Source organism: Bradyrhizobium sp. STM 3566, assembly GCF_045571445.1.
In the GTDB taxonomy this organism is placed as follows: Bacteria; Pseudomonadota; Alphaproteobacteria; order Rhizobiales; family Xanthobacteraceae; genus Bradyrhizobium; species Bradyrhizobium vignae.
Genome location: NZ_CP120692.1, coordinates 3154480 through 3168056, shown reverse-complemented (window position 1 = coordinate 3168056; position 13577 = coordinate 3154480). Strand labels below are relative to the sequence as shown.

The window sequence follows — 13577 nt, the reverse complement described above, 5'->3', positions numbered from 1 at the left end:
CTCTCGAAGCGTCTCATCAACGCTTCCGGCGTCCCCCCGTCGCCGGAGGCAATTTGGACGGAACCGCAGCCCCGGCGCTCACGCCCCCTTCGGGCGCCGGGGAAGCGGCGCGAGCCCTTAAGGAAGGACATATCGGAGGCAGCTCATGGGCAAGACCAAAGGTCTTCAGCACCGGATCGCCGGCAGGACCAAGCAGGCCGTCGGCGAGATCATCGGCGACCAGGATCTGCACGATGACTGCAAGGCGCAAGCCGAGCGCGGGCGCGACGAACAGGACAAGCCGAGCGAGCTCAATCCGCTGAAGAAGCTCAAGCAGCTGACGTGAACGCAGAGCCGCGACCAGCGCTTGCCAGCGGGGCGCGGCGCATCACCGGCGGGCGGCGACGTTCGCGCTGGATCGCCGCCGCCGAGCTCGGCCTGATCAGCAGCACTTTCTCCACCATCGTCAGCCAGCTCTTCGCCGCCCGCATCGGCCGCGATGCCGCGGTCGACTGGATGACGGTCGCCGCCATTCCGGCGCGCGATTGGGCGATCAGCAGCGAGCCATCCTGGAGCACGATCCTGGCCGGGATCGCCTTTCACCAATGGGCGGATTTTTCCTGGGCGTTGGTCTTCTTCGGCGTGCTCGGGCGCTGGACTGCCGACTTGCGGCCGGCCACGATCCTGCTGCTGGCGCTGCCCTGGGCCGTATTCTCATCCAGCGTGGAATGGTTCGCGCTGGTGCCGCTGTTTCCGTTCTGGCAGCCGCTGTTCACGCTACAGCAGCCCTACTGGATCGGGCTGCTGGTGCATGGCTCCTCGGCCGTGATGTATCCCCTGTTCGCCCGCCTGCGCTGGAGGCGCGGGCATGCGCCGGGACGCGACGTGCGGTTCACCAACGCGTGGACCACCGGCGCGCTGGCCGTGATTGCAGTGCTCGGGGCGATCGCTTTGTTCGGCGGCCATGGATACGAGCTGCCATGGATGGGCCGCGACAGGGATCAAGATCAGGCTTACATCCGGCATATGAGCACGCACCACGCCCAGGGGATTGAGCTGGCGCGGACGGCTGCCGAACGCGCGCAGGATCCGCATCTGCGAAAGCTCGCGATGCTGATGGTCGCGAGCCAGACCGGCGAGAACCGGATCTTCGAGAATTGGTGGCTGAGCTGGTTCGACACGGAGATGCCCGATTGCAGCACGGAGGAGCGTGCGGCGATGCCGGGCTTCCTGACGCCGGCCGAGATGCGACAGGTCAAGACCGCGCCGCCGGACCAGTTCGACAAATTGTTCGTCGAGACGATGGGCAAGCATCACCGCGGTGCGGTCAGGATGGCCGATCAGATGTGGCACAGCCGCGGCGATCTGCGCCTGCGCATCATGGCGCAAGCCATTCGCCACGAGCAGCAGGGCGAGATCGCGCTGATGCACGGCGCGAGCGGCCTCGCCGCCGTCACCACCGCCGTCCGTAACATGCTCGGCGACAACGTCAATTGAGCGCGAGGAACCTTGGTTCGGCGTCTCGATTGAGGATCGTAGGTTCCTGAATTCAAGCGATCAGATGCAACGGATGGCCGGCGTTGTTCTCCTTGGTCTTGCAACCGCTTTGGCGGGATGCCAGCGGGAAGAGCGGCAGTTGCGGCTCGATCCGCCGATCGCCGATGCGCTCGACAGGGTAGCGCTGATGCCGAACCGCATCAGCGGTGCGCCGCCGGACGTCTATTTCGTGCTCGGCAAGCCCTATGAGGTCAACGCCTACAATCTCAGCCAGGGCAAGCGGCTCTATGCGTGGTTCGGCTGCAGGAGCTGCCATGGCGACGGCCAGGGCGGCAGCGGCCCCGGCTTCCTCGACGGCTGGTGGTACTACGGCCCCGAGATGGTCTCGATCTTCGCCTCGATCCGTGATGGGCGGCCGCACGGCATGCCCGCGTTCGGCAACAAGATGACGACGGATCAGATCTGGCAGCTCGCCGGCTATGTGCAGACGATCGGCTCCTACCAAGGCAAGACCGCCGCACCGAGCCGCAACGACGAGAAGCAGACCCGGCCCGCGGAGAACCGCGCGCCGGCAAAGCTGTTGTTCGATGAAGGTCCCTCGCCCGTCCATCCGGACCAGGGACCGACACCGTGATCCGCGCCGCCCGCAAAGCCTGTTCGAGCGCAATGCTCGCCGCGCCGCTGGCCGGCTGCGGCGGCAACTGGCAATCCGCGCTCGACGTCTACGGCACCTCGGCGATCAGCCTGAAGCACCTCATCATCCTGATCGTCGCGGTCTGCTCCCTGGTCTGGATGCTGGTGCTGATCGCGCTGATCGCCGCGTTGTGGCGAAGCCGTGATGCGCGGCCGGTGTCGCCCGAACCCGGACGCGAGCGACGCATGACCATTGCCGTCACCGGTGCCGTCGTCGCCACCGTTCTCATCATCGGGACCTTCACCGTCATGAGCTTCGTCGCCACGCGCGCGCTCACCGTCGCAGGACAGGACGATCTGACGATCCGCGTGCGCGGCCTGCAATGGTGGTGGGGTCTCGAATATATCGGCCCCGATCCGTCGAGCCGGTTCGAGACCGCCAACGAGATCCACATTCCCGTCGGTCGCAAGGTGCGCCTCAAGCTCGAAGGTCTCGACGTGATCCATTCGTTCTGGGTCCCGAGCCTCGCCGGCAAGCAGGATCTCGTTCCCGGCCGTCCGAACGAGCTCACCATCCGCGCCGAGCACGCCGGCATCTACCGTGGTCAATGCGCCGAGTTCTGCGGCATGCAGCACGCCCATATGTCGCTGCTGGTGATTGCCGAACCGCAGGACGATTTCGACAAATGGACGGCAACACAGCGGCAGACTGCGGCGCAACCGGCCGACGAGCAAACCGCCGCCGGCCTGCAGACCTTCCTGGCAAAGCCCTGTGCGGCCTGCCACACCATTCGTGGCACCGCGGCGGTCGGCACCACCGGCCCTGATCTCACCCATGTCGGCAACCGCCGCACCATCGCCGCCGGCCTGTTCGAGACCACACGGGGCTCGCTCGCGGCCTGGATCGCCGATCCCCAGACCATCAAGCCCGGCAACAACATGCCGATGGTGCCGCTGACGCCCGACGAGCTGCGTGCGGTGTCCGCATATCTGGCGAGCCTGAAATGAAGCCGTCCGCCGCGGCCCCAGAGCAGCGCGACATCGATGTCGAGCGCGCGCAGCTGACCGACGCGCTGGCGGAAACGTGGAAGACCCCGTCCGGCCTCTGGGGCGCGCTTGCGACCGTCGACCACAAGATCATCGGCCGCCGTTACATCTTCACCGCCTTCGTCTTCCTCGCCCTTGGCGGCGTGCTCGCTGCATTGATGCGAATTCAGCTCGCGCAGCCCGAGGCGCGCTTGCTCGGACCCGATCGCTACAACCAGATCTTCACGATGCACGGTGCGAATATGATGTTCCTGTTTGCCGTGCCCGTGATGGAAGCGGTCGCGGTCTATCTGGCGCCGCTGATGGTCGGTACCCGCAACATCGCCTTCCCGCGCCTGAACGCCTTCTCCTATTGGATCTATCTCGCCGGCGGCGCACTGCTCTGGATCGCGTTCGCGCTCGACATGGGGCCCGACGTCGGCTGGTTTGCCTATGTGCCGCTGTCGGGCCCGCAATACGGCACCGGCAAGCGTGCCGACATCTGGGCGCAGATGATCACCTTTACCGAGATCTCCGCGCTCGCGGTCGCGGTCGAGCTCGTCGTCACCATCTTCAAGCAGCGTGCGCCGGGCATGACGCTCGACCGCATCCCGGTCTTCGTCTGGGCCATGCTGGTGACGTCGTTCCTCGTCATCATGGCCATGCCGGCAATCGTGCTCGCAAGCACCAGCCTGATCCTCGACCGCCTCGTCGGCACGCACTTCTACAATCCGGCCGAGGGCGGCGACGTGCTGCTCTGGCAGCATCTGTTCTGGTTCTTCGGCCACCCCGAGGTCTACATCATCTTTCTGCCCGCCGTCGGCATGGTTTCGACCATGATCGAGCCGTTCGCGAGGCGCCCGGCCTTCGGCTATCTCGGCCTCGTGATGGCGCTGATCGCCACCGGCATCCTCGCTTTCGGGCTGTGGGTGCATCATATGTTCGTGGCGGGGCTGCCGCGGCTCGGCGACAGCTTCTTCACAGCCTCCAGCATGGCGATTGCGATCCCCGCCGGCATCCAGATCTTCTGCTGGCTTGCGACGCTGTGGGACGGCAGGCCGGTATTCAAGAGCCCGCTGCTCTTCATCATCGGCTTCATCATCACCTTCGTCATCGGCGGCTTGACCGGCGTGATGGTCGCGTCCGTGCCGTTCGACACGCAGGTGCACGACACCTATTTCGTCGTCGCGCATTTTCACTACGTGCTGATTGGCGGCGCCGTGTTTCCCTTGCTTGGCGCCGTCCACTACTGGTTTCCCAAGCTGACCGGACGCATGATGAGCGAAGCGCTCGGCCAGTGGTCGTTCTGGCTGATCTTCGTTGGCTTCAACGCGACGTTCTTTCCCATGCACATCCTCGGGCTCGAGGGCATGCCGCGCCGCATCTACACCTATCAGCCCGACTTGCCCTGGCACGGGCTCAACCTGTTCGTCAGCGTCAGTGCAGTGATCCTCACGGCCGGTTTCCTGCTGTTCTTCATCAATGTCATGCGGAGCGCACGCTTCGGAGAGATTGCGCTGGACAATCCCTGGGATGCGCCGACGCTGGAATGGGCGACGACATCGCCTCCGCCGAGCTACAATTTCGCCATGATACCGGTCGTCGGCAGCCTGCATCCGGTGTGGGACGACCGCGACGGCCTCCCCGTCGCCGATGGCTTGCGCACCGATCGTCGCGAACTGATCGTGACCACGCTGGCAACCGCCGAACCGCAGGCGCGCGAAGCCTCGCCGCAGAATTCCATCTGGCCGCTGTGGGCCGCGATTGCGACCACGATCATGTTGATCTGGTCGATCTTCTCGCCCTGGGCCGTCGTCTGGGGCTCCATCCCGGCCGCGGTCGCGCTGATCGGCTGGTTCTGGCCCAAGGGTACGCCGGAGGACGAGTCATGAGAGAGAAGATCGTGCTCGATCTCGGCAAATTGCCGCTGCACGGAATGGGTACCGCGAGCGTCACCTGGTGGGGCACGCTCGCCTTCATGCTGATCGAAGGCACCGGCTTCGCGCTCGTGATCGCCGTCTATCTCTACCTGATGAGCCTGGCGACGGCCTGGCCGATCAACACGCCGCCGCCCGATCTGCTTCCCGGCACGCTCGTGACGTTGATCCTGCTAACCAGTCTCATCCCCAACATCCTGCTCTCGCGCTGGGCCGAGCAGCAGGACCTGCGCAAGGTGCGGATCGGAATGGTGATGATGTCGATGATCGGCACCCTCCCGCTGATCGTGCGCATCTTCGAATTCCCCGCCCTCAAGGTGAGCTGGGACAGCAACGCCTACGGCTCAGTGGTGTGGACCCTGCTCGGCCTCCACACCACCCACATCATCACCGATCTCGTCGACACGCTGGTGCTGGCGGCGCTGGTATTCACGCGGCACGGCCGGAGCCCGAGAAGGTTCGGCGACGTCCAGGACAACGCCATGTATTGGAACTTTGTCGTCGCGACCTGGCTTCCGATTTATGGCTGCATCTATTGGTTGGCACGGCTATGAACGCGTCAAAGCTCCTCACCCATCTCTCGATCTGGGCGGGACTCTGGTTCGCGCCGCTGGTCTGGGCGGCGAACATGCAGCTCGGGCAGATCCTGCCCTATGTCGATTGCCGCTCGCAGTCTCACGCCTCAGCCATCACCTCGTTCATCGGTGCGGCGCTCACGACGGCATCGGCCCTCTCATCATGGCTGTCTCCACGGCGGGTGATCGGCAAAACCGACGGACATCATGGCAATGCCGATTTCGGCAGCACAGTGAGTACACTCTCCGCGGGCCTCTTCACTTTCGCCCTGCTGATGCAGGGCCTCGCTGCAATGGTGTTGACGGGATGCGAAAAATAGCCTTCGCCGCGATCGCTTGGTCGATGCCGCATTCGATCTACGCGCATGGGTCGGCGCTGCAGGCTGCAGCACCAGGCTGGACGTTCGATCCTTGGATCATCGTACCGCTCACGCTTTTCGGCCTGATGTACGGCATCGGCAGGCTTGTGCTGGCACGGAAAGGCCGCCAACGCATCGCGCAGGATATCATCTGCGGCGCCGGCTGGCTGACGCTGGCTGCCGCGCTGGTATCGCCGCTGCATTGGCTCGGAGAACGCCTCCTCTCGTTCCACATGATCGAGCACGAAATCCTGATGGCCGTGGCGGCACCGCTGCTAGTGCTCGCAAGGCCAGTCGGACCGTTGCTTTGGTCCCTGCCGCAGCGCACGCGGCTCGCGATCGGCTGGGCGATGCGGCATCCCTACATCACGCGGCTGTGGAGCCTGCTGAGCGCTGGCCGCAACGCCACGCTGTTGCATGGGATCGCGATCTGGACCTGGCACGCACCGGCGCTGTTCGATGCCGCGGTCGAGAACATTCTCCTGCACCGAGTGCAGCATCTGAGCTTCTTTCTGACCGCGATCCTGTTCTGGTGGTCGGTGTTCCGGCGCAGCCAAATCGGCAGCGCTGCCTGGCACGTCTTCGTCACCATGCTGCACACGAGCGTTCTCGGTGCGCTGATGGCACTTGCCCCGCACCTCCTGTACCGGCAGCAAGCCGATGCCGCAGCGGCCTGGGGCTTGACGCCGCTCGAGGACCAGCAACTGGCTGGCATCATCATGTGGGTGCCGGCGGGAACGATCTATGCCGGCTCGGCGCTCGCGCTGATCGCGCTCTGGATTTGCCGGTCCGGTAGGGAGCGAGCCGATGCGCTTCACGCTCTCTAGTTGGGCGGCGCTGGCAATCGGAGTGGCGAGCCTTCTCCTCGCCGCGGCGGTCGCGGTCGGCTTCGCGCGCAGCGACCGTCAGCGAAATGAAAGCATCGCCCGCGCCATGACGGGGGGTGATCCGACCCGCGCACCGGCGATGATCCGCCGCTACGGCTGCGTGGGGTGCCATACCATTCCAGGCATTCCCGGCGGCGACGGCAAAGTCGGTGCTTCGCTCGCCGATCTCAGGACGCGCGTCTACATCGCCGGTGTTGCGACCAACACGCCGGACAATCTGGTCCAGTGGATCGTGACACCACAAGCCTTCTCGCCCCGCACGGCAATGCCCGCGACCGGCATCAGTGAGGCCGAAGCGCGTGACGTCGCGGCCTACCTCTATGCGCAATGAGATGTTCAGGGATTGGGCGTCGGCCGTGCCGGCAATGATTTCACGAAGGTGGCAATCGCCTCACGATCGCTTTCGGGCAGCATCGCCATGTTGGTCACGACTCCGGCCATGGACGAACCGACCCGGCCATGATTCGGCGTGATCCCCGTCTTCAGCATCGCCGCCAATTGCGCTTCCGACCAGTCGCGGAGGCGCGCGGCCGTGATGTTGGGATAGAAACCGGTACCGACGGGGTCCGGTCCGCCAGCATAGCGAGTGCTTGCCTCGATGCCGCCGAACATGTCGCGGGAGGAGTGGCACTCGGCGCAATGGGCAAGCGCCTCGCTCAGATAGCGGCCACGATTCCATCTTTCGTCCTGCGCCGGATCCGGCGCAATCGGGCCGGGCTTGAAGTACAGCATCTTCCAGAATCCGACGAAACGGCGAATGCCGAATAGCGGATTGAGCTCATGGTCCGGGGGACGCCCCTTCACCGCAGGCAGCGTGCGCAAATAGGCCATCAAGTCCCGCACGTCATCAGGACGCATATGCGTGAAGCTTGCATAGGGAAAGACCGGATAATAGTGGCTTCCGTCCGGAGACACGCCGCGCAGTAGCGCATTGGCAAGGTCGTTGGCGGTCCAGTCTCCGATACCGTCGATCCGGTCCATCGAAATGTTGGGCGCACGAAAAGTTCCATAAGGGGACGCCAGAGCAAGTCCACCACCAAGGTGCAAACGATCGGACTGGCCCGGCGATGCATGGCAGGAGGCGCAATCGCCGGCCGCAAAGACGAGCTTGCCATGCTCGACGTCGCCACCCGAGTCGGATACGGCGCCCACCCCGTCCGAGCCGAAGCGCTCCGGCGCGGTGATGAACCATACCCCCACAGCGGCTGCGCACGCGATGAGGATTGCCGACACCAGCCAGAAGCGCCCGCGCATTCGCTTTCAGTTTCCTCCACCTGACCACCGTCCAGTAACGGAGACGAACCGCGCCTGTTCCTGCTCGACAGACGCCGCGGCACTCAGATCAATAGGAACAATGAACGATACGGCACGTCGATATCCGGGCGCTTCGCTGTATCGCCCGGCGCGCCGGAGTAAACGTATCAAAGGTTAATGCCTCCTACCGTCCTTCTCAGTCAAAGTCGGGGACTGGGGCGGTCGGCCATCGGACATCACATGCAGGCAGGATTTGCTTTCTCGAAACTCGCCGATCGCCTGACGAGCCTCGCCGAATTGCCTCCCGACGATCTCGATCTGCTTGCGGACATGCCGAGCAGCATTGCGCATTTCGGCGCGCATCAGACGGTCCTGCGGCACGGCGACGAGGCTGGGCAATGTTGCCTGCTGCTCCAGGGCTATCTGTCCTGGCAGAATCACGAAAGCGCAGACGGTCAGATCACCGCGCTCTGCGTTCCCGGCGACATCGCCAACCTGCACACCCTCTATCGTCCGCGCATCGACGGCAATCTGGTCGCGCTCGGCCCCGCGATCGTCGCGCTTGTGCCGCACCGCTTCTTCCGCGAAGTCACGGCGCGTTCACCGGCGATGTCACATGCGATGCTGCTGATGCTGCTTGCCGACCACGCCATCCAGCGCAATTGGACGGTGAATCTCGGCAGCCGGGACGCATTGACGCGCGTGGCACATCTGCTCTGCGAGATCACCGTCCGGCTGCAAATCGTCGGGCTCGCCAGGGATTTCAGGTTGTCCTCGCCCTTTACCCAGTCCGACCTCGCCGCCGCCTGTAGCATCTCCGCGGTGCATGCCAACCGCACCATCCAGGAGCTGCGCCGCTGCAATCTGCTGCAATGGCAGGGCAAGACCTTGACGATCACGGATTGGCCGGGCCTGGTCCGGCTCGCCGGCTTCGACCCGGCCTATCTGAGCATTCGATCCGGCGCGAACGATGCGCGGCCGCCATACGTGAGGTCGGCGACGGCCGACGTCGCGGTCGCTTGACCGACCTCAGGCAGGGCTATCGCACATGACTCGTTGCGGCGGCCTGCGCGCAAGCCTCGTCCTTCGAGACGGCGCTTACGCGCCTCCTCAGGATGAGGCTAGTCCGCGTCGGGAGCCCGCATAAAGCGGGCGTCTCGAAGATGGCCGCAGAAGCACTCTCAAACGCGATAGCCCTGCACCTCGAGAGGCGCCGAGGCGCACTACTCACCTTGGAGACTGCAGCTCGCGCACCTACTCCCGCCAGAACTCGGCCAGCTCTTCCGCCGTCACCAGATCGACCTGGCCGTGGAAGCGGGTCCGATACATCGTCATGAGCGCATCGTGCCCGACATCGGATGAGCTGCACAGCGCATCCTCCACGATGACGACCCTGAAGCCGAGATCGACGGCGCTCAGGACCGTCGAGAGCACGCAGACGTCCGTCTCTGCGCCTGAAATCACGACGGTACCGACGTTCTTTTCGACCAGCAGGCTCGCCAGACCGGGGTTGCTGAACGCTGAATAGGCCGGCTTATCGATAACGGCGGCCGGCGGCACGAACCGGTTCAAGGCCGGCACGAGCTCGAGAGCGGATGGCGGCAGATGCCTGCGGGTCGCTTGGTGCCAGCGGTGAAAATAGCTCCGCCACTGCCCCGGGCGATCCTCTGGATCCTGCGGCGTGATGAAGCGGGTGAAGATCGTTCTCGCCGGACGGCGCGAAACGACCGAGACGATCGTCGGCAGGACGCGCTCCATCCAGGGCGTCGCCCAAAGGCCGCCGGGAGCGAAAATGTTCTGCATGTCGATGCACAAGTGAACGGCATCGCTGATGTCGGCAACATCCGACGTACCGTCCCTCATCGTGCTCGCCCCCTGAACATGCGGCTTCATCCACCATTCACAACGCCGAAATCGAGGCCTCTCCGGCATCGATGATCTCGGGCGGAACATCCTTGAACAGGCGTACCGGGATGGACTTGGCGGCGGGGACCTTGCTGCCTTCCGCGTAGTGCCAGAGCGGAACGAGCACGTTGCACTCGGGGTAATAAGCCGCAATGCTCCTGCGCGGAATGCCGTAGGGGACGACCTGGAGCTCGCTCAAGCTGCGCGCGACCCCGTCGTCCGCCTCCGTCACCAGCGTGACGGTATCTCCGGATTTCAGCCCGTCGCTTTCCATGTCGGCGGGATTCATGAACACGACATAGCGGCTGCCCTTGATGCCGCGAAAGCGATCGTCTTCCGTATAGATCGTCGTGTTGAACTGTCCGTCGGCGCGCATCGTCATCAACTCATAGATGCCGTCGCTTTCGCGCGGCGGCGCGAAGGCCGACTTCGGAACGGTGAAGTTCGCCTTGCCGCTCGGGGTCTTCCACTTCCGCTCGCGAGCCGCCAGCGGCCGCGGAAAGCCGCCAGGCTCGAACATGCGCGTGTTGAAGTCCTTGAACTGATCAGGATACGTGTGCTCGATGGCATCGCGAACGCGCGAGTAATCGGCGGTCCAGGCATCCCAATCGATCTTGGGATTGGCCTTCAATGTCGCCTTTGCGAGCGATGCGATGACAGCCGGCTCCGACAGGAGCTGTTCGGCCACCGGCCGGCGCTGGCCACGCGAGCCGTGAATACAGGCGGTGGAATCCTCCATCGACACGGCCTGCGGACCACTTGCCTGCCGGTCGATCTCGATCCGGCCGAGACACGGCAGGAGATAAGTGATCTCGCCGGGCACAATATGGGTGCGGTTGAGCTTGGTCGCGATCTGCACCGACAGGCGCAGGTCGGACCACGCGGGCTCCATCAACGATCGCTCGGGCACGGCACGCAGGAAATTGCCGCCAAGGCTGACAAAGCCGCGCACTCTGCCCTTCAGAATGCCCTCGCAAGAGTCGACGGTGGACAGGCCGTCCCATCGCGGCGGCTCGAACCCGTAGAGCTCTGCTAGCTTGTCGAGCGGCACAAGTTTGGTCTTCTCGGAGATACCGACGGTGCGCTGGCCCTGGACATTGGAGTGGCCTCGGATCGGCGAGATCCCAGCACCAGGTTTGCCGATATTGCCGCGGAGCAGCAACAGGTTGACGATCATCTTGGTCGTCTCGACCCCGTGCTTGTGCTGGGTGATGCCCATGCCGTAATTGGCGATCACGGCGTTGGCAGCCATGTAAGTGTTCGCGGCCTCGCGCAAGGCCATCCGGGAGAGTCCCGAGGCCCGCTCGATCTCTTCCCAGCCCTGGGTGCGGCAGAACGCAGCGAATTCCTCGAAGCCGGACGTGTGCTGGTCAATGAACGCAGCATCGACGATGCGCGGACTCCCATTGGCCCGGGCGAGGTCGTCCGCCTCGATCACCCATTTGCAGATCCCGGTGATGGCGGCGGCGTCACCGCCGACCCGTACCTGATAATATTGCGAGCTGATGCGCGTGCCACCCGCGATCATCTGAACGGGATTTTGCGGATTGACGAAGCGCTCCAGGCCGCGCTCTCGGAGCGGATTGAAGGTCACGATCGGGACACCCCGTTGCGCCGCCTCCTGCAGCGGATGCAGCATGCGCGGCGCGTTGGTGGTGGTATTGTGTCCGAAGAAAAAGATGCAATCGGTAGCCTCGAAGTCCTGCAGCAGAACGGTGCCGACCGGAACTCCGATCACCTCCGGCAGTGCCACCGACGTGCTCTCGTGGCACATGTTCGAACTGTCGGGGAAATTGTTGGTGCCGTACATGCGACCGAACAATTGATACATGTAGCTCGCTTCGAGCGAGGCGCGGCCGGACGTGTACATCACGACCGAGCGCGGATCGAGCCGGTTCAGCTCAGTGCCGATGTGCCGGAAAGCCTCGTCCCAATCGACCGGCAGGTATTTGTCGCTGGCCCGGTCGTAACGCATCGGCATCGTCAGGCGCCCCTGCTCCTCCAGCTGGTGATCGGACCAGGTTCGCAGCTCGGTCAGCGTATGCTGCGCAAAGAACTCCGGAGTCACTGTCTTCCGTGTGATCTCCCAGGCAGTCGCCTTGGCGCCGTTCTCGCAGAACTCGAACGGACGCGGCTTGGCCGGTTTGGCCCAGGAGCAGCTGACGCACATGTATCCATCGGGCTTGTTCTGCTTGAGCAGTATCTCGCTGCCGAGGATCGCAACCTCTTCCTGCGTGAGAACATGGGCAAGGGCGTTGAGCGAGCCCCATCCGCCGGCCGGAGCATCATACTTCTCGACCTTCGCCTTCTGTCGCATGATGCTTCCTTCGATTGCAGGCCCCGCACTCAAACCCGAGACACCATTGCAGGTTCCTAAGCGCCCGGAACCTTGCGCGGGCTCGCGCGTCATGACCCGACGCAGGACGAGTATCCATGCACGGCTCTCAATCTGGCGCACGCGATCGCGCATCGACACCCACGGCCTCGGTCACAATGCAGCGGCTCACGTCGAGTGGCATGCATGATGCGCGTATCGTGGCAGAGGAATGTCCGGTGGCACTCGTCTACGACGGCACGACCGTCGCGGTCCTGATGGCCACTCCCACCGACCTGACCGACCTGGCCCAGGGGTTCAGTCTGACCGAAGGGATCATTCGCGACATCGGCGAGATCGCGGAACTCAGTGTCGTTTCCGGTCCCGACGGAATCGAGCTGCGTCTGTGGCTGCGACCGGACGCGGGGCGCCGGCTGAAGGAACGACGGCGGCGGCTCGTCGGCCCAACCGGGTGCGGGCTGTGCGGCATCGACAGCCTGCGGGAAGCGGGCCGGATCGTTCAGCCCGTCGAGCACTGGGTGTGCCTCACCTCCGAACAGATCGGCACTGCGATCGCGGCGCTCAGCGACACGCAAGTCCTCAATCACAGGACTCATGCCACCCATGCCGCGGGTTTTTTCGAGCCCGACAGAGGAGCCATGCTGGTCCGCGAGGATGTGGGCCGCCACAACGCGCTCGACAAACTTGCGGGCGCTCTGGCCATGGAAGGGAGATCCGGATGCACGGGCGCCGTGATCCTCACCAGCCGGATATCCGTCGAGATGGTGCAAAAAACGGCAGCTATCGGCGCCGGAATCGTCGTCGGCATGTCAGCGCCAACCGCGCTTGCAGTCCGAACGGCCGAGGCCAGTGGCATCACGCTTGTCGGTATCGCGCGGGGAAACGAGTTCGAGATCTTCAGCCATCCAAGGCGGGTGTCTTCGCTCACCGCCGCGGAGCGGCCCTGACCGCGCCGCGTCGAGCCGGATTGCGACGCCGTTCAGGTCCGGGCTCGGCATCTCCTCGATCTCCTCCTTGGTCTAACGGCCTCATGACGGACCGGATCGCGATCGCGGAGTCTCCGCCACTTCTCGAAACCGGCCACGATCGACCACATTGAGCGCGATGACGGCAGCCTGGTGATCACCCCTTTCATCCCAGCCCGCCGCTTGGAGCTCCGGCATGGCTCCATCAGGGATCGGGGTCGCTAC

At 64.4% G+C, this 13577-nt stretch carries 14 protein-coding genes; 11 read left to right on the top strand and 3 right to left on the bottom strand.

The window, feature by feature from the left end; translation table 11 throughout:
- Positions 1–145 precede the first annotated feature (145 nt).
- The 9 genes from P6U27_RS15185 (at position 146) to P6U27_RS15145 (ending at position 7224) form a co-directional block, all read left to right on the top strand.
- The gene (locus P6U27_RS15185) at positions 146–325 is read left to right on the top strand and encodes a CsbD family protein (RefSeq protein ID WP_407194269.1); all 180 of its coding nucleotides are present in this window, start codon (positions 146–148) and stop codon (positions 323–325) included.
- Positions 322–1476 (top strand): DUF305 domain-containing protein, encoded by a 1155-nt coding sequence (locus P6U27_RS15180; RefSeq protein ID WP_122402808.1) that lies wholly within the window; start codon positions 322–324, stop codon positions 1474–1476. Before P6U27_RS15185 ends, P6U27_RS15180 begins: the two co-directional genes overlap by 4 nt.
- A gap of 73 nt (positions 1477–1549) precedes the next feature.
- The gene (locus P6U27_RS15175; protein WP_122402807.1) at positions 1550–2110 is read left to right on the top strand and encodes a c-type cytochrome; all 561 of its coding nucleotides are present in this window, start codon (positions 1550–1552) and stop codon (positions 2108–2110) included.
- A gap of 32 nt (positions 2111–2142) precedes the next feature.
- Positions 2143–3117 (top strand): cytochrome c oxidase subunit II, encoded by a 975-nt coding sequence (coxB, locus tag P6U27_RS15170; protein ID WP_122402806.1) that lies wholly within the window; start codon positions 2143–2145, stop codon positions 3115–3117.
- Complete coding sequence (ctaD, locus tag P6U27_RS15165; RefSeq protein ID WP_129143231.1) at positions 3114–5027, top strand: cytochrome c oxidase subunit I; 1914 nt, start codon at positions 3114–3116, stop codon at positions 5025–5027. Before coxB ends, ctaD begins: the two co-directional genes overlap by 4 nt.
- Positions 5024–5626: a cytochrome c oxidase subunit 3 gene (locus P6U27_RS15160; RefSeq protein WP_122402804.1), complete on the top strand. Its 603-nt coding sequence runs from the start codon at positions 5024–5026 to the stop codon at positions 5624–5626. The genes ctaD and P6U27_RS15160 overlap by 4 nt, the downstream gene beginning before the upstream one ends.
- Positions 5623–5967: a hypothetical protein gene (locus P6U27_RS15155; protein ID WP_122402803.1), complete on the top strand. Its 345-nt coding sequence runs from the start codon at positions 5623–5625 to the stop codon at positions 5965–5967. Before P6U27_RS15160 ends, P6U27_RS15155 begins: the two co-directional genes overlap by 4 nt.
- A complete protein-coding gene (locus P6U27_RS15150; protein WP_122402802.1) occupies positions 5955–6833 on the top strand; it encodes a cytochrome c oxidase assembly protein in 879 nt (292 codons plus the stop codon). Before P6U27_RS15155 ends, P6U27_RS15150 begins: the two co-directional genes overlap by 13 nt.
- Positions 6814–7224: a cytochrome c family protein gene (locus P6U27_RS15145; RefSeq protein WP_122402801.1), complete on the top strand. Its 411-nt coding sequence runs from the start codon at positions 6814–6816 to the stop codon at positions 7222–7224. The genes P6U27_RS15150 and P6U27_RS15145 overlap by 20 nt, the downstream gene beginning before the upstream one ends.
- Before the next feature lie 5 nt (positions 7225–7229).
- Here P6U27_RS15145 and P6U27_RS15140 read toward each other — a convergent pair whose 3' ends face one another.
- Positions 7230–8147 (bottom strand): cytochrome c, encoded by a 918-nt coding sequence (locus tag P6U27_RS15140; protein WP_122402800.1) that lies wholly within the window; start codon positions 8145–8147, stop codon positions 7230–7232.
- 240 nt (positions 8148–8387) lie between these two features.
- Here P6U27_RS15140 and P6U27_RS15135 point away from each other — a divergent pair, with 240 nt between their 5' ends.
- Positions 8388–9170 carry a Crp/Fnr family transcriptional regulator gene (locus tag P6U27_RS15135; RefSeq protein ID WP_122402799.1) on the top strand — a complete coding sequence of 261 codons (783 nt, stop codon included), beginning with the start codon at positions 8388–8390 and terminating at the stop codon, positions 9168–9170.
- A gap of 231 nt (positions 9171–9401) precedes the next feature.
- Here the strand turns inward: P6U27_RS15135 and P6U27_RS15130 are convergent, their stop codons facing one another.
- Entirely contained in the window at positions 9402–10010 is a 609-nt protein-coding gene (locus P6U27_RS15130; protein WP_122406618.1) for a cysteine hydrolase family protein, read from the bottom strand.
- Between the two features lie 37 nt (positions 10011–10047).
- A complete protein-coding gene (locus P6U27_RS15125) occupies positions 10048–12369 on the bottom strand; it encodes an FdhF/YdeP family oxidoreductase (RefSeq protein WP_129143230.1) in 2322 nt (773 codons plus the stop codon).
- Between the two features lie 176 nt (positions 12370–12545).
- On the opposite strand from P6U27_RS15125, the gene fdhD reads away from it, so the two are divergent.
- Entirely contained in the window at positions 12546–13334 is a 789-nt protein-coding gene (gene fdhD / locus P6U27_RS15120) for a formate dehydrogenase accessory sulfurtransferase FdhD (RefSeq protein WP_407194268.1), read from the top strand.
- Positions 13335–13577: the final 243 nt, after the last annotated feature.

Coding starts and splice junctions, on each gene's coding strand:
- P6U27_RS15185 (WP_407194269.1), top strand. CDS start 146: ATGGGCAAGACCAAAGGTCTTCAGCACCGGATCGCCGGCAGGACCAAG.
- P6U27_RS15175 (WP_122402807.1), top strand. CDS start 1,550: ATGGCCGGCGTTGTTCTCCTTGGTCTTGCAACCGCTTTGGCGGGATGC.
- coxB (WP_122402806.1), top strand. CDS start 2,143: ATGCTCGCCGCGCCGCTGGCCGGCTGCGGCGGCAACTGGCAATCCGCG.
- ctaD (WP_129143231.1), top strand. CDS start 3,114: ATGAAGCCGTCCGCCGCGGCCCCAGAGCAGCGCGACATCGATGTCGAG.
- P6U27_RS15160 (WP_122402804.1), top strand. CDS start 5,024: ATGAGAGAGAAGATCGTGCTCGATCTCGGCAAATTGCCGCTGCACGGA.
- P6U27_RS15155 (WP_122402803.1), top strand. CDS start 5,623: ATGAACGCGTCAAAGCTCCTCACCCATCTCTCGATCTGGGCGGGACTC.
- P6U27_RS15150 (WP_122402802.1), top strand. CDS start 5,955: ATGCGAAAAATAGCCTTCGCCGCGATCGCTTGGTCGATGCCGCATTCG.
- P6U27_RS15145 (WP_122402801.1), top strand. CDS start 6,814: ATGCGCTTCACGCTCTCTAGTTGGGCGGCGCTGGCAATCGGAGTGGCG.
- P6U27_RS15140 (WP_122402800.1), bottom strand. CDS start 8,147: ATGCGCGGGCGCTTCTGGCTGGTGTCGGCAATCCTCATCGCGTGCGCA.
- P6U27_RS15135 (WP_122402799.1), top strand. CDS start 8,388: ATGCAGGCAGGATTTGCTTTCTCGAAACTCGCCGATCGCCTGACGAGC.
- P6U27_RS15130 (WP_122406618.1), bottom strand. CDS start 10,010: ATGAGGGACGGTACGTCGGATGTTGCCGACATCAGCGATGCCGTTCAC.
- P6U27_RS15125 (WP_129143230.1), bottom strand. CDS start 12,369: ATGCGACAGAAGGCGAAGGTCGAGAAGTATGATGCTCCGGCCGGCGGA.
- fdhD (WP_407194268.1), top strand. CDS start 12,546: ATGCAGCGGCTCACGTCGAGTGGCATGCATGATGCGCGTATCGTGGCA.